The sequence below is a fragment of the Rheinheimera soli genome (assembly GCF_021290985.1).
Lineage (GTDB): Bacteria > Pseudomonadota > Gammaproteobacteria > Enterobacterales > Alteromonadaceae > Pararheinheimera > Pararheinheimera soli.
Window position 1 is genome coordinate 78,953 of the sequence record NZ_JAJOYU010000018.1, and the last position, 21,448, is coordinate 100,400.

Annotated in this window: 21 protein-coding genes; 12 read left to right on the plus strand and 9 right to left on the minus strand. The window is 47.4% G+C overall.

Annotation, left to right across the window (positions count from 1 at the left end; genetic code table 11):
* Positions 1–4: 4 nt before the first annotated feature.
* Positions 5–2,158: a fatty acid oxidation complex subunit alpha FadB gene (gene fadB / locus LSG37_RS13550; RefSeq protein WP_233080382.1), complete on the minus strand. Its 2,154-nt coding sequence runs from the start codon at positions 2,156–2,158 to the stop codon at positions 5–7.
* Between the two features lie 171 nt (positions 2,159–2,329).
* Here fadB and LSG37_RS13555 point away from each other — a divergent pair, with 171 nt between their 5' ends.
* Genes LSG37_RS13555 through LSG37_RS13570 form a run of 4 tightly spaced genes read left to right on the plus strand, consistent with a single transcriptional unit; the run spans position 2,330 to position 7,729 of the window.
* Complete coding sequence (locus tag LSG37_RS13555) at positions 2,330–4,252, plus strand: transglycosylase SLT domain-containing protein (protein ID WP_233080383.1); 1,923 nt, start codon at positions 2,330–2,332, stop codon at positions 4,250–4,252.
* 55 nt (positions 4,253–4,307) lie between these two features.
* Entirely contained in the window at positions 4,308–5,630 is a 1,323-nt protein-coding gene (gene pepQ / locus LSG37_RS13560) for a Xaa-Pro dipeptidase (RefSeq protein ID WP_233080384.1), read from the plus strand.
* A 9-nt stretch (positions 5,631–5,639) separates the two neighbouring features.
* Positions 5,640–6,278: an IMPACT family protein gene (locus LSG37_RS13565; protein ID WP_233080385.1), complete on the plus strand. Its 639-nt coding sequence runs from the start codon at positions 5,640–5,642 to the stop codon at positions 6,276–6,278.
* A complete protein-coding gene (locus LSG37_RS13570) occupies positions 6,278–7,729 on the plus strand; it encodes a TrkH family potassium uptake protein (protein ID WP_233080386.1) in 1,452 nt (483 codons plus the stop codon). Before LSG37_RS13565 ends, LSG37_RS13570 begins: the two co-directional genes overlap by 1 nt.
* Before the next feature lie 67 nt (positions 7,730–7,796).
* Here the strand turns inward: LSG37_RS13570 and trkA are convergent, their stop codons facing one another.
* The 4 genes from trkA to def are packed head-to-tail and all read right to left on the minus strand — an operon-like array spanning position 7,797 to position 11,966.
* Positions 7,797–9,173: a Trk system potassium transporter TrkA gene (gene trkA, locus LSG37_RS13575; RefSeq protein ID WP_233080387.1), complete on the minus strand. Its 1,377-nt coding sequence runs from the start codon at positions 9,171–9,173 to the stop codon at positions 7,797–7,799.
* A 12-nt stretch (positions 9,174–9,185) separates the two neighbouring features.
* Entirely contained in the window at positions 9,186–10,484 is a 1,299-nt protein-coding gene (gene rsmB / locus LSG37_RS13580) for a 16S rRNA (cytosine(967)-C(5))-methyltransferase RsmB (RefSeq protein ID WP_233080388.1), read from the minus strand.
* On the minus strand, positions 10,484–11,443 hold the full coding sequence (fmt, locus tag LSG37_RS13585; RefSeq protein WP_233080389.1) for a methionyl-tRNA formyltransferase: 960 nt from the start codon (positions 11,441–11,443) through the stop codon (positions 10,484–10,486). The genes rsmB and fmt overlap by 1 nt, the downstream gene beginning before the upstream one ends.
* Positions 11,444–11,459: 16 nt before the next feature.
* Complete coding sequence (gene def, locus LSG37_RS13590; protein WP_233080390.1) at positions 11,460–11,966, minus strand: peptide deformylase; 507 nt, start codon at positions 11,964–11,966, stop codon at positions 11,460–11,462.
* Positions 11,967–12,087: 121 nt separating this feature from the next.
* On the opposite strand from def, the gene LSG37_RS13595 reads away from it, so the two are divergent.
* The 4 genes from LSG37_RS13595 (at position 12,088) to LSG37_RS13610 (ending at position 15,464) form a co-directional block, all read left to right on the plus strand.
* Positions 12,088–13,245, plus strand: coding sequence for a LysM peptidoglycan-binding domain-containing protein (locus tag LSG37_RS13595; RefSeq protein WP_233080391.1), 1,158 nt, complete (start codon positions 12,088–12,090; stop codon positions 13,243–13,245).
* A gap of 22 nt (positions 13,246–13,267) precedes the next feature.
* Positions 13,268–14,359 (plus strand): DNA-processing protein DprA, encoded by a 1,092-nt coding sequence (gene dprA / locus LSG37_RS13600; RefSeq protein ID WP_233080392.1) that lies wholly within the window; start codon positions 13,268–13,270, stop codon positions 14,357–14,359.
* A gap of 2 nt (positions 14,360–14,361) precedes the next feature.
* On the plus strand, positions 14,362–14,835 hold the full coding sequence (locus tag LSG37_RS13605; protein ID WP_046519776.1) for a DUF494 family protein: 474 nt from the start codon (positions 14,362–14,364) through the stop codon (positions 14,833–14,835).
* 83 nt (positions 14,836–14,918) lie between these two features.
* Positions 14,919–15,464 (plus strand): DNA topoisomerase family protein, encoded by a 546-nt coding sequence (locus LSG37_RS13610; RefSeq protein WP_233080393.1) that lies wholly within the window; start codon positions 14,919–14,921, stop codon positions 15,462–15,464.
* Between the two features lie 39 nt (positions 15,465–15,503).
* Here the strand turns inward: LSG37_RS13610 and LSG37_RS13615 are convergent, their stop codons facing one another.
* Positions 15,504–16,655, minus strand: coding sequence for a 5-(carboxyamino)imidazole ribonucleotide synthase (locus LSG37_RS13615; RefSeq protein WP_233080394.1), 1,152 nt, complete (start codon positions 16,653–16,655; stop codon positions 15,504–15,506).
* 3 nt (positions 16,656–16,658) lie between these two features.
* Positions 16,659–17,144 (minus strand): 5-(carboxyamino)imidazole ribonucleotide mutase, encoded by a 486-nt coding sequence (purE, locus tag LSG37_RS13620; RefSeq protein ID WP_233010009.1) that lies wholly within the window; start codon positions 17,142–17,144, stop codon positions 16,659–16,661.
* 145 nt (positions 17,145–17,289) lie between these two features.
* On the opposite strand from purE, the gene tsaC reads away from it, so the two are divergent.
* Positions 17,290–17,871 carry an L-threonylcarbamoyladenylate synthase type 1 TsaC gene (tsaC, locus tag LSG37_RS13625; protein WP_233080395.1) on the plus strand — a complete coding sequence of 194 codons (582 nt, stop codon included), beginning with the start codon at positions 17,290–17,292 and terminating at the stop codon, positions 17,869–17,871.
* Between the two features lie 29 nt (positions 17,872–17,900).
* Positions 17,901–18,821, plus strand: a complete 921-nt coding sequence (hemF, locus tag LSG37_RS13630; RefSeq protein ID WP_233080396.1) for an oxygen-dependent coproporphyrinogen oxidase — start codon at positions 17,901–17,903, stop codon at positions 18,819–18,821.
* Positions 18,822–18,845: 24 nt separating this feature from the next.
* Here the strand turns inward: hemF and LSG37_RS13635 are convergent, their stop codons facing one another.
* Positions 18,846–19,292, minus strand: a complete 447-nt coding sequence (locus LSG37_RS13635) for a group II truncated hemoglobin (RefSeq protein WP_233080397.1) — start codon at positions 19,290–19,292, stop codon at positions 18,846–18,848.
* Positions 19,293–19,301: 9 nt separating this feature from the next.
* On the opposite strand from LSG37_RS13635, the gene aroE reads away from it, so the two are divergent.
* The gene (aroE, locus tag LSG37_RS13640; RefSeq protein ID WP_233080398.1) at positions 19,302–20,117 is read left to right on the plus strand and encodes a shikimate dehydrogenase; all 816 of its coding nucleotides are present in this window, start codon (positions 19,302–19,304) and stop codon (positions 20,115–20,117) included.
* Positions 20,114–20,362, plus strand: a complete 249-nt coding sequence (locus LSG37_RS13645) for a DUF1488 domain-containing protein (protein WP_233080399.1) — start codon at positions 20,114–20,116, stop codon at positions 20,360–20,362. The genes aroE and LSG37_RS13645 overlap by 4 nt, the downstream gene beginning before the upstream one ends.
* On the opposite strand, the gene LSG37_RS13650 is transcribed toward LSG37_RS13645, so the two are convergent.
* The gene (locus LSG37_RS13650; protein ID WP_233080400.1) at positions 20,354–20,893 is read right to left on the minus strand and encodes a gamma carbonic anhydrase family protein; all 540 of its coding nucleotides are present in this window, start codon (positions 20,891–20,893) and stop codon (positions 20,354–20,356) included. The two genes, LSG37_RS13645 and LSG37_RS13650, sit on opposite strands and share 9 nt — an antisense overlap.
* Positions 20,894–21,448: the final 555 nt, after the last annotated feature.

Consider the following 21,448-nt stretch of genomic DNA (forward strand, 5'->3'; position numbering starts at 1 on the left):
CGCCTTAAACCGGGTAGAACACGGCACCAGAAGCTGCCATGGCGCGGGTTTTGTCTGTTACCTGATAGATTTCACCTAAGTGGGCGTATTTGTCAGCTAAAGCAACAAAGTTCGCCAGACCAATGGTGTCGGCATAACGCAACGGGCCACCACGGAACGGAGGGAAACCTAAACCATAAATTAAGCCCATATCAGCTTCTGCAGCGCTGGCAACAATGCCTTCTTCCAGACAGCGGATCACTTCGTTAATCATTGGCACCATACAACGGGCAATAATATCGTCCGCACTGAATTCCACACCTGTGCTACCTGCTTTAGCCAATAATTCGTAGGAAACTGCATCAGAGTCTTTTTTCGGTTTGCCTTTGGCATCTTTGCTGTAGGCATAGAAACCTACGCCGTTTTTCTGGCCATAACGCTGCGCCTGATACATCAGGGCTACAGGGTCATTTTCTACTTTACCCATACGAGTTGGGAAACCAGCGGCCATCACGTCTGTGCAGTGGAAAGCAGTATCTAAACCCACCACATCCAGCAAGTAAGCAGGGCCCATAGGCCAGCCGAAAGTTTTTTCCATTACTTTGTCTACTTTGGCAAAGTCAGCACCGTCTAAAACCAGTTTGCTGAAACCTGCAAAGTATGGGAACAAGACGCGGTTGACGTAAAAGCCCGGGCAGTCGTTCACCACAATAGGGGACTTACCCATTCTGGCAGCGTAAGCCACTACAGCAGCTACAGTTTCTTCGCTGGTATCTTTACCACGAATCACTTCAACCAGCGGCATTTGATGCACAGGGTTAAAGAAGTGCATACCACAGAAGCGGCTTGGGTCTTTTAAATTGGCCGCTAAAGAATCAATAGAGATAGTCGAAGTATTGGAAGTAATAATGGCGTCGGCCGCTACTAATTCTTCCACTTCTTTTAATACTGCGCCTTTGATTTTTGGGTTTTCAACGACTGCTTCAACCACTATGTCGACAGTTTTCACTGCTTCCATACTCAGCGTAGGCTGAATGCTGGCAATGACTTTTGCCATACCCACTGCATCCAGACGTTTGCGTTCAACCTGTTTGTTCAACAGCTTAGTCGCTTCGCCCATACCCAGCTCTAAAGCTTTGTCGGCTATGTCTTTCATTACCACTGGCACGCCTTTCAGTGCAGACTGGTAAGCGATACCGCCACCCATAATGCCTGCGCCTAATACGGCTGCTTTTTTAATCTCTTTAGTCGCTACTTTGGCAGCTTTTTTCGCTTTGCCTTTAATCAACTGGTCATTGAGGAATAAACCAATCTGGGCAGCAGCAGCTGTAGTTTTTGCCAGTTTGGCAAAAGAGGCGTTTTCTAAAGCAACAGCACCAGCTCGGTCTAAACGGGCTGCGGCTTCGATAGTTTCTACTGCGACCATAGGAGCAGGGTAATGTTTACCTGCGTTGGCAAACACCATACCTTTGGCTGTGTTGAAGCTCATCATGGCTTCAATTTTATTCAGCTTTAATGGCTGTAATTTGGCGGCGCGTTTTTTCTGCCAGTTCAGTTTGCCAGCTATGGCATCCTTGATCATCGACAGCGCAGCGTCTTTTAATTTCTCTGGTGCAACAACAGCGTCAATTGCGCCTTCTTTTAATGCAGCATCAGCGGCACGTTCTTTACCAGTGGTGATCCATTCCATACCACCGTCAGCACCAATAATGCGAGGTAAACGTACTGAACCACCAAAACCTGGCATTAAGCCCAGTTTTACTTCAGGTAAACCTACTTTGGCTGTGGTATCTGCTACACGGTAGTCTGCTGTTAAGGTCCACTCGAAACCGCCACCTAAGGCAAAACCACGAATAGCGGCAATGGTTGGAACCGGTAAGTCTTCTGCCAGGTCAAATACATCAGAGGCAGATTTGATCCAGGGGATAAGTTCAGCTTCTGGCTGCTGGAATGTACCTAAAAACTCAGTAATATCAGCGCCTACGATGAATGCGTCTTTTCCTGAGGTGTAAATCACGCCTTTGAGGTTTTTATCTGCATGCAGCAGATTCAAAGCGGCGCGACAATCTGCTAAGGTTTGTTGGTCAAATTTATTAACTGAACCTGCAGCATTAAAGGTAAACTCGGCAATACCATCCGCCAGATAGGCGACGGTGATGCTGTTACTCTGGTAGATCATGAATGTTCTCCTTCGTCCGATAGGGTGGACTATTGCTTTTATTCGCAACTGGTAAGATGAGTCTATTGCAGTCTCAGTGTGTCGTGGTTAAGTAAAAATTTCAACCGTTATTTAAACACTTGTTTGAATTTGCGATAGATGTCCCAGTAACTATAGGTGGTAAATATTTGTATGTGGCGTTTCTCCTCTGTTTTCCGTCCTTCGCTCTGGTTGCTGATTGCTACCGCCTTATCCGTCCTTTTTCCGGCACATGCTATTAATGAAGGCATGCGTAAGCGTTTTGCTTTAGCCGAAAAAAACATTCATAAACTCACCGAAACTCAGGCCAAGAAAGTATTAAAAGAGATGGAAACTTATCCGCTCCAACCTTATTTGGAACTGGAGTGGCTGAGTAAATCGCTGGATGACACCAATGCTGTTGTGCGTTTTATGCAAGAGCATCAGGGCACGCCACTGGAGCGTACATTGCGCAAACGTTGGTTGATTTATCTGGCCGATCGTAAACAAGCGCAATTATTTTTGAAAAACTATCAGTATGGTTCTGATGTGGTACTGGATTGTCAGGCGCTGGAAATGCGGCTGGTGCTGGAAAAACCAGCCGCAGTATGGCCAGCGGTGCGTAATCTATGGGCTGTAGGTAAATCACGACCTGATGAATGTGATCCTATCTTTGACCGCTGGCGCAAAGCCGGTCAGCGCACACCCGATGCAGTCTGGCAGCGGGTATTGGCTGCAGCAAAAGCCGACAATCAGCGGATGTTGCCTTATTTGCGTAGCTTACTGCCTAAAGACCAGCAGTATCTGGCAGAGAAATGGGTGCAGGTGATGGATAACCCGGCTTTGGTGTATCGCAAAAGTTTCCTACCTTTACGTAGTCCACTTGAACGCGATTTAGCTGCTTACGGCATACAAAAATTGGTCTGGAAAAAGCCGGATCAAGCTATTGAGGCCTGGAACAGATTCGCTCACGACCCTGCGTTCAGTAATGAAAATCGTGCTGTTACTGCTCGTCAGATGGCTATAGCTCTGGCCAGTAAAAATGATCCTCGCGCTGATAAATTTATCGCCATAGTCCCGGCAGAATACAAAGACAGGTTGTTTGTGCAGTGGAAGTTGGCGAGTTTACTGCGTAAAAAAGACTGGTATGCCGTGATTGAGGCGGTGAAAGCCTTACCGGAAGAGTTAGCCAAAGATGATGCCAGCCAATACTGGTTAGCCCGTGCTTATCAACAGGTGGATCTGAAAGAGTCTTCCACTCATATTTATCAGCAACTGGCAAAAAAGCGCAGTTATTATGGCTATCTGGCGGCGGCCCATATAGGGCAGGCCCCTAGTCTGGCACATAAACCAGTGCCTGTATCTGAAACGGATTTCTTAGCTTTTAAAAGCAGTGCTCCTATACGCCGGATGAAAGAATGGCAAGCCATTAAAAGACCCAACGCGGCTAAACGTGAACTGACCCATTTACAGCAATACGGCACCGATTTGCAAAAATACAGTGCAGCTAAGCTGGCTTTTGAACTGGGCTGGTACGACAACGCTATAGTGGCGCTGGCTAAAGCTGAATACTGGGATGATGTCGATTTACGTTTCCCTATGGCCTATAACAAAGAAATTCAGACTTACTCCAAAAAAGCCAAAGTGGATCCGGCCTGGGCTATGGCAATAGCGCGGCGTGAAAGTACTTTTATACCAACTGCTAAGTCGCCTGTGGGTGCCCATGGCCTGATGCAAATTATGCCTGCTACCGCCAAACATATTACCGGCCGCCGAGTGCCGGTAGAGCAGTTGTATAATCCGGTCACCAATATTAATTACGGCACTTATTACCTGAATTATTTGATGAAACATACCGGCAATAATGTGGTGTTTGCCACTGCGTCTTACAATGCAGGTTTTAGCAGAGTGAAATCCTGGATCCCCAAAGATGGTTCAGTGCCGCTGGACATTTGGGTAGAAACTATTCCTTTTAAAGAAACCCGTGACTATGTCAAAAACGTCATGATGTATTACCAGGTCTACAGTTTAAAAATGCAGAAAAATCAGCGTATTTTTGAACCTCTGGCCGAGATGAGGATTGGGATGGAGGGCTAAAGCCTTCGTGGTACACTTTGTTTGTATTAACAAATATTTATTGGGATCCGAATTTATGCGTCCAGCTTATCAAGAACTTTATGCCGCTCATTTATTTGCGTTGCAGCAACGCACTAAAGCTGTATTAGCCCGGGAGAATCTGGACGCTTTGGTGATCCACTCAGGCCAGGCAAAACGCCAGTTCCTCGACGATATGGATTATCCTTTTAAAGTAAATCCATTGTTTAAAGCCTGGATCCCGGTAGTAGATAACCCAAATTGCTGGCTTATCGTAGACGGTGTGAATAAACCTAAGCTGGCTTTTTATCTGCCAAAAGATTTCTGGCATAAAGTGCCTGATGCTCCTGATTCGTTCTGGTCTGGTTTTTTTGATATTCAGATTCTGGAAAAAGCCAATCAGGTTGAACACATTTTGCCTTACGACAAAGGCCGTATGGCTTATCTGGGTGAACATATTGAAGTGGCTAATGCTTTGGGTTTTAGCGAGATTAACCCTGAAGGCGTGATCAGTTATCTGCATTATCACCGCGCTTATAAAACCGAGTATGAGCTTAGCTGTATGCGTCAGGCGAATAGTATTGCGGTAGCCGGGCATAATGCTGCTAAAGCCACTTTTATGGCGGGTGGATCAGAGTTTGATATTCAGCTGGCCTATCTGGCTGCTGTGGGTCAGGGCGAAAACGAAGTGCCTTATGGCAATATCATAGCGCTGAACCAAAACGCCGCCATTTTGCATTACACAGCGTTGGAGCGGAAAAAGCCGAACCAGTTTCATTCGTTTTTAATAGACGCTGGTGCCAGCTTTCATGGTTATGCCGCTGATATCACCCGCACTTACAGTTATTTAAATGACGAGTTTGCCGCGCTGATTAATGCGATGACGGAAGTGGAGCTGAAGCTGGTTGACGGTTTAAAGCCCGGCATCAAGTATTCAGATTTACATATCGAAGCGCATCAACATATAGCCAAAATTCTTGCCGACTTTAACTTTGTGCAAATGTCCGCAGAGGGCATAGTTGAATCAGGCATCAGCCGTACTTTCTTCCCGCATGGCTTAGGTCATCACTTGGGGTTACAGGTGCATGATGTCGGTGGTTTTATGGCGGATGAGCGGGGTACCCATGTAGCTGCTCCTGCAGATCATCCATTCCTGCGTACTACTCGTCTGGTCGAAGCCAATATGGTCTTTACCATTGAACCTGGTTTGTATTTTATCGACTCCTTATTGGCAGATTTAAAAGATACAGCTCATGGCAAAGCGGTGAACTGGGACAAAGTTGCAGAGTTCCGTAAATATGGCGGCATTCGTATTGAAGATAACGTCATAGTGCACAAAGACCGCAATGAAAATATGACCCGTGATCTAAAGCTGGCTTAAGGTGTTTTGATGTCCGGCTGGTGGGTATTGGCTAAAACAGCGTCGTCTGAAACGGAGAGCAAACGCAGCCGGTTTTTATGTACTTTATGGCCAATCCAAAGTCTGACTGAAGGCCAACAGGTGATTCGTCAGCAAAAACAGCAACATCCGCAGGCAGCCCACGTCTGCAGTGCTATGCTATTGCCAGTTGGCCCAACAGGTCAGCCTCAAGCATTCAGTGATGATGGTGAACCTTCTGGCACAGCGGGTAAACCTATGCTGGCCGTATTGCAGGGCTCTGGCATGGTAGGGATTTGTGCCAGCGTAGTGCGCTATTATGGCGGCGTTCAGCTGGGCACTGGCGGTTTAGTTCGTGCTTACAGCGATTCGGTGCGACAGGCTTTGTTGTCGGCACAACGAGAATTTATACCCATAAGGCATCAGGCAGATTTGTGTTTGTCTTATGCGGCTTTTGAAACTATGCAGCGTTTATGGCAGAACCGCTGGCTGATTGAACAACAAGAGTTTGACCAGCAAGTGCGCTTAACAGTGCGTATCGCTCAAAGCGATCAACAGGAATTTGAACAGCAGTTTATGCAGACCATACTCAGACTGAAAGAACTTCAGGCCAGCATTAGCTGGCATCGCAACGCAGAACAGGGCTCCTGATGCAATACCGTTCTATTATCCGGATTTTAGGCCTGTTGGTTGCCATCTTCAGTATCACCATGTTACCGCCTGCCTTTATCGCCTACTGGTATCAGGATGGCGCTGGTGTCCCTTTTATTTTGTCTTTTTTCCTGTCGTTACTGATAGGTTTTGTCGTCTGGTACCCCAACCGCAATGAGAAGTCTGAACTGAAGGTGCGGGAGGGCTTTTTAATCGTAGTTTTATTCTGGACTGTGCTGGGTGCCGTTGGTGCTTTGCCGTTCTGGCTGGCGGATAAACCTGATATGAATTTGGCCGCCAGTATGTTTGAGGCCTTTTCAGGTTTAACCACCACGGGCGCTACTGTACTGACAGGTTTAGAAAGCCTGCCTAAAGCTATATTGTATTACCGCCAGCAACTGCAATGGTTTGGTGGTATGGGGATTATCGTTTTAGCCGTGGCTATTCTGCCGATGTTAGGGGTGGGTGGTATGCAGTTGTACCGGGCTGAAACTCCGGGTCCGGTCAAAGACAATAAAATGACGCCCCGTATTGCCGATACAGCCAAGCATCTGTGGTTTATTTATCTGGGCATAACCATAGCCTGCGCTTTGTCTTTTTATATTGCGGGCATGAGTGCTTTTGATGCCATTTGTCATGCCTTTTCTACTGTGGCTATAGGTGGTTTTTCTACTTACGACGCCAGCATCGGTTACTTTAATAGTGTCAGTATCAATATGATTTGTGTGGTGTTTCTGCTGATCAGCTCAGTCAATTTCCCACTGCATTTTGCGGCTGTGCGTGGCAAAAATATCAAAACCTACTGGCGTGATCCTGAGCTAAAAGCTTTTATGGTGATCCAGCTGGCGTTGATGGTGATTTGTTTTCTGGTGCTTTTGGAAGAGCAAATTTATCCGGACTGGCTCAGCGCGCTAAACCATGGCTTGTTTCAGGCCGTGTCTATGTCGACTACTGCTGGTTTTTCTACAGCAAGCTTTTCCAGCTGGCCTTTGTTTTTGCCTATTTTGCTGATTTTCGCCAGCTTTATCGGTGGTTGTGCAGGTTCGACTGCCGGTGGTTTAAAAGTAGTCAGGGTGTTGCTGTTATTCCTGCAAGGCAAAAGGGAGCTAAACCGCCTAGTGCATCCACGGGCTGTGTATTCCATCAAGCTTGGGCGGCGGCCTGTGCCGGATCGGATAGTGGAAGCGGTTTGGGGATTTTTTGCAGCTTATACCCTGGTGTTTGTGGTCATTATGTTATTGCTGTTGTTGGTGGGCATGGACAATATCAGCGCCTTTACCGCCACAGCCGCCTGTTTAAATAACTTAGGCCCGGGCTTAGGTGAAGTAGCAGCCAACTTTGCCTCAGTGCCTGATGCAGGCAAGTGGATTTTAGTAGTGGCTATGATTTTTGGACGTTTAGAGATATTTACGCTGCTGGTGCTGTTTACTGCGGCATTCTGGAAGGATTAAACCTTTTGTTGTATTCGATTTGAATTTTAGACGGGCGCGGATAAACCGCGCACCTACAGTGTGTGCATCAAATAAATATCGCGCTGACCTGGAATAAGCGTTCCACTTCAGTGATGTACTTTTTATCCACCAAAAATAAAATCACATGGTCGTCGGTTTCAATTACTACGTTATCGTGGGCTATCAATACTTCGTCGCCGCGCACTATGGCACCTATGGTCGCACCTGGTGGCAGTTTGATCTGACCTATGGCCTGACCTACCACTTTTGATGTCGACTTATCACCATGAGCAACCGCCTCAATAGCTTCTGCAGCTCCTCTGCGCAGTGAGTAAACGTTCACTATGTCACCGCGGCGGATATGGGTCAGCAAAGCTGAAATAGTGGCTTGTTGTGGCGATACGGCTATATCCACTTCGCCACCTTGCAGCAAATCCACATAAGCACCGCGTTTAATCAGCACCATGGTTTTTTGTGCGCCCATACGTTTGGCCAGCATGGCCGACATAATATTGGCTTCATCGTCATTGGTGACTGCTAAAAATACGTCCACCTGTTCGATGTTTTCTTCTTCCAATAGCTCAGGATCTGAAGCGTCGCCAATATAAACCACCGTATTGTCCAAAGCGCTGGACAGGTATTCGGCACGCTCTTTACTGCGCTCGATCAGTTTTACGCTGTGGTTTTTCTCTAAAGCACGGGCCAAACCATAACCGACGTTACCACCACCAGCGATCATAATGCGGTGGTAGCTTTTCTCCAGCTTTTGCAGCTCGCTCATCACAGCTCGGATATGTTTAGTCGCAGCGACAAAAAACACTTCATCGTCTGCTTCAATGACTGTGGTGCCTAAAGGCTTAATAGCGTGACCACGACGATAAATAGCAGCAACACGGGCATCCACATGCGGCATATGCTGTTTTAAGGTGGATAACGCATGGCCTACCAGCAAACCTCCGTAATAGGCTTTGACTGCCACTAAACTAACCTGACCTTCAGCAAATTCAACCACCTGCAAAGCGCCCGGATAGTCGATCAGGCGTTTGATATAGTCGGTGACCAGAGTTTCAGGGGAGATAAAGTGATCGACCGGCATATCGTCTTTGTTAAACAACTGGTCGCGGTATTTCAGATACTGGTTAGTGCGGATACGGGCAATTTTCAGCGGTGTATTAAAAATACTGTATGCCACCTGACAAGCGACTATGTTTACTTCGTCGCTGCTGGTGACGGCAATAATCATATCGGCGTCTTCAGCACCAGCACGTTTTAAAATATCCGGGTGCGCACTATGGCCATGCACTACCTGCAAATCGTATCTGTCTTGCAGGGCGCGTAGCTTTTCAATATTGGTGTCGACGACAGTAATGTCGTTTTGTTCACCGACCAGGTTTTCCGCTAAAGTGCCACCAACCTGACCTGCACCCAAAATGATAATTTTCATAAAGCCTCTGCGTTACCGCTTTGTCTTGCGAAGTTTGGCATAAAAGAAACCATCCATCTGCTGTTGTCCCGGCAGAATTTGCCAGTGCAACTGCGGGTGACTGTCGGCCAGCGGGATTAATGTTGCATCAGGGTAGTCTGCTAAAAAGGCCTGGATTTGTTGCAGGTTTTCTTCCCGCAATACAGAGCAGGTGGCATACAACAATTCGGCATCAGCTTTTAATAAAGGCCAGATCTTGCGCAGAATGTCTTGTTGTAGCTCGACTAATGGCGCTATATCGGTTTTTTTCCGTAACCAGCGAATATCAGGGTGACGACGGATCACGCCGGTGGCTGAACAAGGCACATCCAGCAAAATGCGGTCAAAGGTTTGAAAACCAGCCCAGTCGTCCGGGTCTGCAGCGTCAGCAGCCATTACACGGGCATCTAAACCTAAGCGGTCCAGATTGTCGTATACCCTGTCTAAACGGCGTGGGTCTTTATCCAGCGCTAATACATCGGCTTCTGGTGCAAGTTCCAGTATATGGCAAGTTTTGCCACCAGGAGCACAGCAGGCATCTAATACCGAATCTTTATTACGTGCGCCGAGGAAATAAGCCGCATGCTGGGCTGCGCCATCTTGTACTGAAAACCAGCCATCGGCATAACCTGGTAATAAGGTCACATCAGAAGCTTGCTCTAATAACAGAGCACAAGGTAAATAAGCAAAAGGTTGGCTGGCAGCTATGCCTTCAGCTGCAAGCGCTGCTAAATAAGCTTCGGGTGTAGTACGTAGCTGATTTACCCGCAGCCATAAAGGGGCTTTTTGCTGATTTTCATCCAGTATCTGTTGCCAGTTGTCCGGATAAGCTTGTTGCAACTGGGTGATGATCCAGCTTGGGTGGTTGTACTGCACAGGTAACGGCGCGTCCTGAAAATCAAACACTTCAGGTTTTCGCTGCACTGAACGTAATACGGCATTAATTAAACCCGTCAGGCTTTGGCCTTTTAATTCACGGGCTGCTTCGACTGTTTCGCCTATGGCGGCATGGTCTGGTACCCGTAAAAACTTCAGCTGATATAAACCAACGTAAATTAAGAACTGCAAAGGGCGCAGGTGTTTGACCAGTGGTTTATCCATCAGCTTCTGACAAACAGTTTCCAGCTGAGGCAAATAGCGCATCACGCCAAAACAGATTTCCTGCAGCAGGGCTTTATCTAAAGGCGAGTCCAGTTCTTGCTGAGCTTTATGCAACACTTCTGATAAAGATTTACCCTGATCCACCACCTGATAACAGGCTGTTGCCGCCAGGGCGCGTAAATTTTTACTCATCAGCTCTGTCCATCAACATTGGTCAGCATCTGTCCAGGTTGAAACCAGTCGGCGCGGCCATTGAGGAAATCCATCACTTTCATGGCTTTTTTGCCGGCAGGTTGTAATTCGGTGATTACTAAAACTCCATCAGCGGTTTGAATGGCAATGCCTTTTTTATCCACCCGCAGTACCTGACCTGGCGTGCCAGAACCTGGTTCTGTGACAGCGCGCCAGATTTTCAGCTGCTGAGCACCCAGTTGCAGATAACTGATAGGCCAGGGATTAAAAGCTCGGATTTCGCGTTCAAGCGCAGCGGCTGGTTTGCTGAAATCCAATAAAGCTTCTTCTTTAGATAATTTTTCGGCGTAGTTGGCTAACTCATCTTGTTGTGGCTGAGCTTGGGCTTGCAATGCTTCCAGATTGGCTAAAGCTTCTACTAAAGCGACTGGACCTGTTAACGCCAGTTTGTCGTATAAGCTGGTGCTGGTCTCATCCACTGCTATAGGGGTGCTGACTTTACTCAGCATAGCGCCTGTATCTAAACCTATATCCATCTGCATAATAGTGACACCAGATTCGGCATCACCAGCCCAAATAGCGCGTTGAATAGGAGCAGCACCACGCCAGCGTGGTAATAACGAGCCATGCACATTGATACAACCTAAACGAGGAGCATCCAGTGCGGCTTGTGGCAGGATCAGGCCATAAGCCACCACTATCATCAGATCGGCATTTAACGCCGCTAGTTCTTGTTGAGCAGCGGCTTTTTTTAACGACTTTGGCTGATACACCGGAATATCGTGTTGCAATGCCAGTTGTTTCACCGGGCTTTGTTGCAACTGATGACCACGACCTGCAGGTCTGTCGGGTTGACTGTAGACGGCAATCACCTGATGAGGAGAATCCAGCAGGGCAGCGAGATGGCGGGCAGCGAAATCTGGTGTGCCCGCAAAAATAATACGTAAAGGAGTGGTCAAAATAGTTCCTGCTTGGTTAACGGGCCGCGAGGCGAGCTTCTTTTTCCAGCTTTTTCTTAATACGGTCACGTTTTAACGGCGATAAATAATCGATAAACAACTTGCCCATTAAATGGTCCAGTTCGTGCTGTAAACAAATCGCCAGTAAACCTTCAGCCTGAATTTCAAACCACTCGCCTTTGGTGTTTTGTGCTTTGACTGTCACAGCAGCAGCACGCTCTACTTTGGCGTAGCTTTGTGGCACTGATAAACAGCCTTCTTCGTATTCAGTGTCACCACTTTTGGCAATGATTTCCGGATTGATAAAAATCATCGGCTCGTCACGGTTTTCTGAGATATCGATCACGACAACACGCTTGTGCACATTGACCTGAGTGGCGGCTAAACCTATGCCATTTTCGGCATACATAGTGTCCAGCATATCTGCTGTTAGTTGCTTAATTTCAGCCGTTACTTCAGGCACAGCAGCGGCTACGGTGCGTAAACGGTCGTCTGGATAATGTAAAACTGTTAATACTGTCATGGAACCTACAAAAGTCGTCTATGTTCAATTGGCTGTGCTATGGTCTAATTTTAGCCATTTATGCACAGTATGAATAGCTTAGTGTGCAAGAATTACTATAAGTACGGATGAGGACGGTGTTATGCGACAGCAGCTTCTTGCTATTTTAGTCAGCTTCTCTGTGTTTTTCAGTACTATTCTGCTGGCTGACGAGCTGAAACTCAAGGCTGATGCGCCTACCTTGTATCAGGTCAAGGCAGGCGACACCTTATGGGATATCGCTGGCTTGTATTTGCAACATCCCTGGTTATGGCCACGTTTATGGAAGCTAAACCCACAAGTGAATAACCCCCATCTGATTTACCCCGGTGATGAGTTGCACTTGCAGTTTGATGCTGATGGTCAACCGATACTGAGGTTAAATAGCCAGCGAGCGACAGCCAGCAGCTCCGACGTTACGCAAGCTCAAAGCAATACCTCAGCTGCGGGCGCTATCAAATTAACTCCTCTAATCCGCCGTGTAGCAAAAGCTGATAAACCAGTGCCGTCCATAGCGCTTGCCGGTATCGAGCCTTTTTTATCGGAAGAACAATTGGTCTCCGAAGATCAACTGGAAAGCCTGCCTTATGTGTTGGGGGGCAAGGATAACGTGAAAAACGCTGTATCCGGCCATCTGCTTTATGTGCAGGGGGAGTTGGATCAAACTCAGCGTTATGGCATTTACCGTCAGGGGGAAGCTTATGAAGACCCACAAAGCGGTGATGTATTGGGTTATGAAGCTGTGTTACTGGCAGAAGCTAAAGTGTTGCCACCAGCTATGGTGGACGAACAGCAGATCAGCCGGATTGAAGTGCAAAAATCCAGGCGAGAAGTAAGGCAAGGCGATCGTTTATTGCCTATGCCGCAGCAGTCGGTGTATCCGGACTTTTTTCAGCTGCAATCGCCAGAAACTGTAGTATCAGGGGTAATAGTCGATAGCGCATCCCAGTGGCGTGAGTTTGCCAAAGGCGAAATTGTGCTGCTGAATCAAGGCCAAAATGCTCAGCTGCAACCTGGTCATTTGCTGGGAATATTTCGCCAATCACCCTCAGTCGTTGATTTTGGTGACAAACCTTCTTATCCGGAAGATAGCGACAAACTTCAGCGTACTTTGCATGAAGTGGTCGATTCTGCTGATGAAATGCCGACCGAACTCGTAGGTCAGCTGATGATTGTCAAAGTGAGTGAACACAGTAGTTTTGCGATGATTTTACGCACAGAGCAACCGGTACGGGTCGGAGATTTAATAGGTAATCTCTGATGTTCTGGTATAGGAGAGGAAGATGGATGACCTCGAGCATTGGATCCGCTTAGCCGCCATTCCGTCTATGGACAGGCTCAAGCATCAGCAGTGGGCAGAGCTGGTTTCTTCAGCTGATTTTCATCAACTGGATGATCACCAGCTGCAGCAGCTGGGTTTTACCCCCGGTCAAATCCAGTGCCACAGGGCTATTACTCCACAGCGCATTGAGCATTGCCTTAAGTGGCTAGATAGTAGCCCTGACCATCATTTTATCCGCTACACAGACCCGCTTTACCCTGACTTACTCAGCCAGATTAAACAGCCACCTTTTGCCTTGTTTATCAAAGGTAACCCGGCTTTGTTAAACGAAGCACAGATTGCGATAGTGGGCAGTCGCCAGCCCACAGCGACGGGAAAACAGGTAGCTTTTAATTTCGCAGCTGATTTATGCCGCTTGGGTTTAACTATCACCAGCGGTATGGCAAAAGGCATAGATGGTTGCAGCCACAGAGGCGCTTTGTCAGTAAAGGGCAACACCATAGCAGTGCTTGGCCATGGTTTTGATACTGTGTATCCGGCGCAGCATAAAGAGCTGGCAGCAGAAATTGCCAGCAGCGGCGCTTTGGTGTCGGAGTTTTTACCTGATGTACAGCCTAAAGGGGATCACTTTCCGCTGCGCAATCGTATAGTGGTAGGCTTAAGTTTAGGAACTTTGGTGGTGGAAGCTGCGCTGAAAAGTGGGTCTTTGATCAGCGCTGGTTATGCGGCAGAGTATAGCCGCGAGCTGTTTGTGATCCCAGGTTCCATCTACAATCCGCAGTCAGCAGGCTGTCATCAGTTAATTCAGCAAGGTGCTAAATTAACCACTTGTGTGGCCGATATCATAGAAGAATGGAGCTTTTTGCAAAATAACAGTCTAAGTACTGTACAGGACAAAGAAAAAAATTTACAAACAGGCTTGTTTGACGACGGCTTGTTGGCTAACGTAGGTGATGAGGCCACTGCGATTGATCGTATAGCAGAACGTAGTGGTTTATCTGTAGCGCAAGTCTCAATTGAATTACTTCAGCTGGAATTGGCCGGTGAAGTGGCAGCAGTACCTGGTGGTTACATCAGAGTGAGGAGGGCCTGACTATGTTTGATATCCTCATATATTTGTTTGAAAACTACATCCACAACGAGTCAGAAATTTATGTGAATCATGCCGATCTGCAGCGTGAGCTCAGCAAAGCTGGTTTCCATGATGATGATATTTTTAAGGCCCTGCGCTGGCTGGATTCTTTATCTGCCTTGCAGGAAAGTCATGTTAAGCCCTATTTAACCAAAGTGAATTCGACCGCAGTCCGTATTTATACTGTGGAAGAGCAACGTAAGCTGGAGACTGAGTGTCAGGGTTTCCTGCTGTTTCTGGAACAAATCAACGTGCTGGATGCGCCCACCCGCGAGATGGTATTGGACAGAGTCATGGACCTGGATCAGAGTTCTGTCAGTCTGGACGATTTAAAATGGGTGGTGTTGATGGTGCTGTTTAATGTGCCTGGTCGTGAAAATGCTTATGCCCAGATGGAAGACCTTATTTTTGACGAACCTACAGGGCCGCTGCATTAAGCGGCCTTTTTCGTTGCAAGCCTCGCTGTAACGACTATTACTTTGGGTATATAATCCCGGCAGTTTTCTTCTATGGCCTTTGTATGTCCCAGTCTGACGATACACTTTTTCAACACGAAAAAACCGCAGAGCCTTGTCCTCTGTGTGGCCATGCTTTGCAGATTAAAAGTGGCAAAAACGGGCCTTTTTTAGGCTGTAGCAACTATCCGGCCTGTAATTACCTTAAAGCACTGCATCCACATGAAAATACAGTGGTAAAAGTGTTAGAGGATCAACTTTGTCCAGAATGTGGAAACGAGCTGGCAGTCAAAAATGGTCGCTACGGTATGTTTATTGGCTGTAGCCATTATCCGCATTGTCATTTTATTGTGCATGCCGACGAACCCGAACCCAGTGATGTGCCTTGCCCTGAATGCAAAAAAGGTCAGTTGCTGGAGCGTACCAGTAAATACGGTAAAGCCTTTTATGGCTGCAGCAGATATCCGGACTGCAAATGCCTGCTGAATTTTAAGCCTGTCATGGGGCAGTGCCAGTTCTGTAATTATCCACTTTTAATGGAAAAACCTTCGGCTTCTGGTGTGAAACTACTCTGTGCTAGCAAAAAATGTCAGAAAGTGCAGGGGAATTAAAGCTGGCAAAGAAAGGGGGCCTTCGCCAGCATGAGAGTGTTATTGCAGTTGTTTCAGACGCGCCGCGACTAAATCCAACTCTGGAAATTCATCTTCCGGCAAATGTTGACGTAGCAAATCAAAACGTTGCGCCAGTTCGCTGGTGCTGGTTGCGCTTAAATTGATATGACCCATTTTGCGACCTGGTCTTTTGCCTTTGCCGTACCAGTGCAAATGGCAGCTTGGTAAGCTTAATACTGCAGGGCTGACATGATCCTCACCCAGAATATTCACCATTAAGGTTGGACGCACTAAAGCTGTGCTGCCCAAAGGCAAACCACAAACAGCCCGTAAATGGTTTTCAAACTGACAGGTGTCGGCACCTTGTTGGGTCCAGTGTCCTGAGTTATGCACCCGTGGTGCTATCTCATTCACCAGCAGCTTGTCGCCCACCTGAAAAAACTCCAGCGCCAATACACCCACGTAATCCAAAGCCGTAGCTACAGCTTCAAACATCTGCTTGGCTTGTTGCTGCAATTCCTGTTGACCAGGTAAAGCGAGAGATACCGCCAGCACACCTGCCACATGATGATTTTCCGTCAGAGGATAAACCACCATATCGCCAGCCTGGTTACGGGCGCCGACTAAACTAACTTCACGGTCAAAACGGACAAACTGCTCCGCCACTATAGCTTGGGGTAACGTGTGATCGGCGCCTGCCATAAACTGCTGAATATCAGCCCACACTGCTTGTGCGTCCGCCTGAGTTTTTAAGCGCCATTGGCCTTTGCCGTCATAACCTGCCAACGCGCTTTTCAGCACCAGTGGCAAACCCAGCTGTTCAATCGCCTGATAAAAATCCTGTTCAGTCACAACAATTTTATAAGCAGCGTTGGTCACGCCTGCTTTATCCAGCAGTTGTTTTTCCTGACGGCGATCGCCACCTGCTTTTATCGCAGTGCTGTTTGGTAAAAACTTACCGCTTTGCTGACACAGCTCCTGCACCGGATAAGGGATATGCTCAAACTCTGAGGTGATCACATCCGCATGGGCTATAGCTTGTGCCAGACCAGTGCCCAGTTTTTGCTGAGTGACAGGGTCAACAATAGTGTCGCTGTTCACATCATAAGCCGAGACTTTTAAATTCAGTGGAGTACCTGCCAGGCTCATCATACGAGCCAGTTGACCAGCACCTAAAACCAGAACCTTCATCAATTATTCCTCGGCTGGATTCGGGTGAGCTAATACAGAGTCGGTTTGTTCTTTACGGAAGGCATCAATTTTGCTCATCAGCTCTGCATCAGAGGTTGCCAGAATTTGTGCCGCTAATAAGCCAGCATTGGCCGCACCTGCATCACCAATAGCCAGCGTACCCACTGCAACACCTTTTGGCATCTGCACTATGGATAACAAAGAGTCCAGACCTTTTAAAGCTTTAGACTGCACAGGCACACCTAATACGGGCAAACTGGTAAAAGCCGCTGCCATACCAGGTAAATGCGCTGCACCACCTGCACCGGCAATAATCACTTTTAAACCACGACCAGCGGCATTAGTAGCGTAGTCGGCCAGCAGTTGAGGGGTTCTGTGAGCTGAAACAACAGTAGTTTCATAGGCAATTTGAAAACGATCTAACATATCGGCCGCGTTTTTCATTGTGGGCCAATCAGATTTAGACCCCATGATAATACCTACTTTCATCGTTGTTTCCTTAAAGCTGCAAAGAACTGGCATAATAAGGCCGCTATTATATACGCAAAGTAATTGAAGCTGTAGCTTCAGGGAATACTCTGGCCTTGACCAGCCCCATTTTTGACGAAAAACCTCAGATATAGGACTCAGAAAAGTGACAGATCTCACATCTGCCGTGACCGCCCTGCGACAAGGTCAGGTGATTGCCTATCCAACCGAAGCTGTGTTTGGTGTCGGCTGCGACCCGGATAATAGTCAGGCCATCGAAAGCTTGTTGCATGTCAAACAAAGGCCAAAATCGAAGGGCTTAATCTTAATAGCTGCAGACTTTTCCCAGTTGATTCCTTATATTGCAGCCGACAAGCTAAGCACCGAACAAACCCAGCTGATGCTGGATTCATGGCGCGACAGCGCTGGTGTGAAAGACAAAGCTGCTGTGACCTGGGTTGTGCCTGCTTCGAATCTTTGCAGTGATTGGCTGACAGGGCAGTTTGATAGCATTGCTATTCGCGTCTGCGATCACCCTGTAGTGCAGCAGTTATGCCTGGCTTTTGGGAAACCTATCACGTCCACCAGTGCGAATTTATCTGGCCTTGAGCCCTGCCGCAGCACAGTCGAAGTTCAGCAGCAACTGGCGGATAAAGTTGCTGTAATAGTCGATGCGCCAACAGGTGGACGCGCTGTGCCGTCAGAAATACGGGATATCACTACAGGCCATATTTACCGGGCTGGTTAATAGCCGCCTGTGAATCAAGAGATAAGCAAATGCAAAACGTCGATAAACATCAGGTAAAAGCTTTTTTAATGGCACTGCAGGACAGCATTTGCGCTGAACTTGCCGCTGCTGATGGCGTTTCAACTTTTGTCGAAGAAAGCTGGGACAGAGCCGAAGGCGGTGGTGGTCGTAGCCGTGTACTGACTCATGGTGCTGTGTTTGAGCAGGCTGGTGTGAATTTCTCTCATGTGTTTGGCGATAAGATGCCGGGTTCAGCCACTGCGCACCGGCCTGAACTGGCTGGGCGTAAGTTTGAAGCTATGGGCGTGTCTTTAGTGATCCACCCGCTGAATCCACATATCCCGACCAGTCACGCCAATGTGCGGTTTTTTATTGCCGAAAAAGAAGGTGAAGCACCGGTCTGGTGGTTTGGTGGTGGTTTTGATTTAACACCTTTTTATCCGGTGGAAGCTGACGTGCTGCATTGGCATCAGGTGGCCAAAGACTGTTGTGATGGTTTTGACGCTGCTTATTACCCTAAATACAAAAAATGGTGTGATGAATACTTCTACTTAAAGCACCGTAACGAAACCCGTGGTGTAGGTGGTTTGTTTTTTGATGATTTAAACGAGCCGGGTTTTGAGCAAAGTTTTGCCTTTATGTCTGCAGTTGGGGAAGCCTTTACTAAGGCTTACGTGCCTATAGTGGAGCGTAATAAAAACAAAGCGTATTCGGAAGCAGAGCGCCAGTTCCAGCTTTATCGCCGTGGCCGCTATGTCGAATTTAACCTGGTATTTGACCGTGGTACTTTGTTTGGTTTGCAAAGTGGCGGTCGCACCGAATCTATTTTAATGTCGATGCCACCTTTAGTGCGCTGGCAATATGGTTATCAGCCGGAAGCCGACAGTGCAGAAGCAAAATTATACGAGCGTTATCTGCAACCTCAGGATTGGTTAGGGCTTAATCATTAACTAGAGGCGCAGCACTGCGCCTCTTTATTTTTGTCTGTTGATCATATGGCTGGCCAGTTGCGCCAGCGAATGACTTAACCCTTGGCGCAACAACTTGTCTTCTACCACTTCAGCCAAAGCTTTATCCATACAAAACATCCACTGGTCGCGCATTTGCTGATCCACAGCAAAAGGCATATGGCGCATCCGCAAACGTGGATGGCCGTATTTTTCTTCAAATAAAGAAGGGCCACCCAACCAGCCGGATAAAAACTCAAAAAACTTTTGCCTTATCATATCCAGAGGCAGAGGATGAATAGCATACAATTCAGCGGCTTCTGGTGCTGTCGACATTATGTCGTAGAATCTGTTGGCCAGACGCCTTGTTGCTGCTTCGCCGCCAATCAGCTCGTAAGGCGTGGTCGCCGGAGTAGGATGTGGCTTGCTATTTGGCTGGCTTTTATTAAAAATCGCGTCAAACAACTTTTTCATGGTGAACCTGTGGACCGTTACGCTGTATTTGGAAATCCTGTTGGGCACTCAAAATCGCCGCTGATCCATAGCTGGTTTGCCAAACAAACCGCACAAGCTTTGAGTTACGAAGCCATTTTAGCACCGGTCGATGCCTTTGCCGACAGCTGGTTTAGCTTTGTTGCCGCGGGGGGACTTGGTGGTAATGTCACAGTGCCTTTTAAAGAGCAGGCCTATCAGTTGGCAGAACAACTCAGTGAACGTGCTTTGCAGGCTGGAGCGGTCAACACTCTCTATATAGATAGAGCCGGTGTACTTTGTGGGGATAACACCGATGGTTTAGGTTTAGTCGCCGATTTAACCCGACTTGGAGCAGAGCTTCAGGACGCTGCCATTTTGATATTAGGTGCTGGTGGAGCGTGCCGTGGTGTAGTCGGGCCTTTATTGGCTGCTGGCGTAAAGCATATTCATATCGCCAACAGAACTGCAGCCAAAGCTGAAGCCATAGCCGCGCTGTTTGATAACAGAGTTACTGCATCAGGTTATGATCAAGTTACAGCTGAAAAATGGAGCCTGGTGATCAACGCAACTTCAAGTGGGCTGGAGCAACAAAGACCGCCTTTGGCAGAACAGCACCTGCAGCACTGCACCTTGGCCTACGATATGTTGTATGGCAAAGAGCCGACCGCTTTTCTGACCTGGTGTCAGCAACAAGGTGTGCCGCACTGTGCTGATGGTTTGGGTATGTTAGTCAGTCAGGCCGCTGAAAGTTTTGCCATCTGGCGGGGTGTTAAACCTGATGTCACTCCGGTACTGCAGCAATTGACGGCTATGGTAAAAGCATGAACCAGCAACTGATTTTTAATCATGACTTCAGTTTTGATGAAAACACAGATTCAGTCAGCTGTAGTTGTTTAGCCGCAGGCATGCGGTTACGTATCTATATAAAGAAGCCACAAGGCTGGGATAACCAAAGCTGGCTGGAGCAAATAAAAGAAGACTGCTTTTATTGGGAAGAACAAATAGAAGAAGCGGCCAAAGCAGACCGCTTTAATACAGATGGCGTTTTGTATCTGGATGGCTCAGCTTAACGGCTCGGCCAGATACTCATCTTTTAATACCACATAGTTAATAGCAGACTGCGTCAGGAAACTACGCTCTGCTTCATTAAGCACCCTGGCTTGTTTCACTGGGCTGCCTACATAGAGATAACCAGACTCTAATCTTTTGCCAGGTGGTACCAAACTACCGGCACCAATGATGACATCGTCTTCTACTATAACGTCGTCCATTACTATAGCGCCCATACCCACCAGAATACGATTACCCAACTGGCAACCGTGCAACATCACTTTATGTCCTACTGTGACATCGTCTCCTATAAGAAGAGGAGAACCGCCTGGGTTCTTTGTGGTTGGCCGCGATACATGAAGTACAGAACCGTCCTGTACATTAGTACGCTGACCAATACGGATAATGTTCACATCACCCCGTGCTGCGACTAAGGGCCAGATACTACTATGAAGACCAATTTGAATATCGCCGACCAAAACAGACGATGGATGCACATAAACTCCGTCAGCAAGCTGTGGAGTTTTACCTTTATATGAAGTTAGTGACATAAGAATTTCCTCTGCTGCTGCAGGATTATGCGACAAATGTTGAAAAAAAGCACGGTTCGATTGAATTTCAGGCTGTCGCACTCAAAAGTATAAGTTTTCTTAAAAAGAGTATTGCGCGCTGCCAAAAACTCCCTATAATGCGCGCCATGCCAACGGGGTGATGCGAAAGCAGCTCTGGGGTGGTTTTGAAATGAAGTGAAAAATGATGGAAAACATCGCTTGACACACAGTTGAAAATCACTAAAATGGCCGCCTCGCAACGCGGTGGAGTCGAAAGGCTCAAAAGTGAAGCGAAGCAGTTTAAGTGGTGTGTTTGATAAATAAATTCAAATCGCTGGCTTGACACAAATTCTGGGAAGTGTAAGATACGCCTCCCGCTGAACGTCCCTGACGCATCAGCACTGCTCTTTAACAATAAGCAATCAATCATCTGTGTGGGCACTCACGGAATAGATTCTGCAGCGAGCAATCGCACAAAGAATATATATCAGTGAAGTGACTAACAGATAATCTGTCCGAAAGGATGGATGTTTTAAGTCAGTGATACTGAGCACC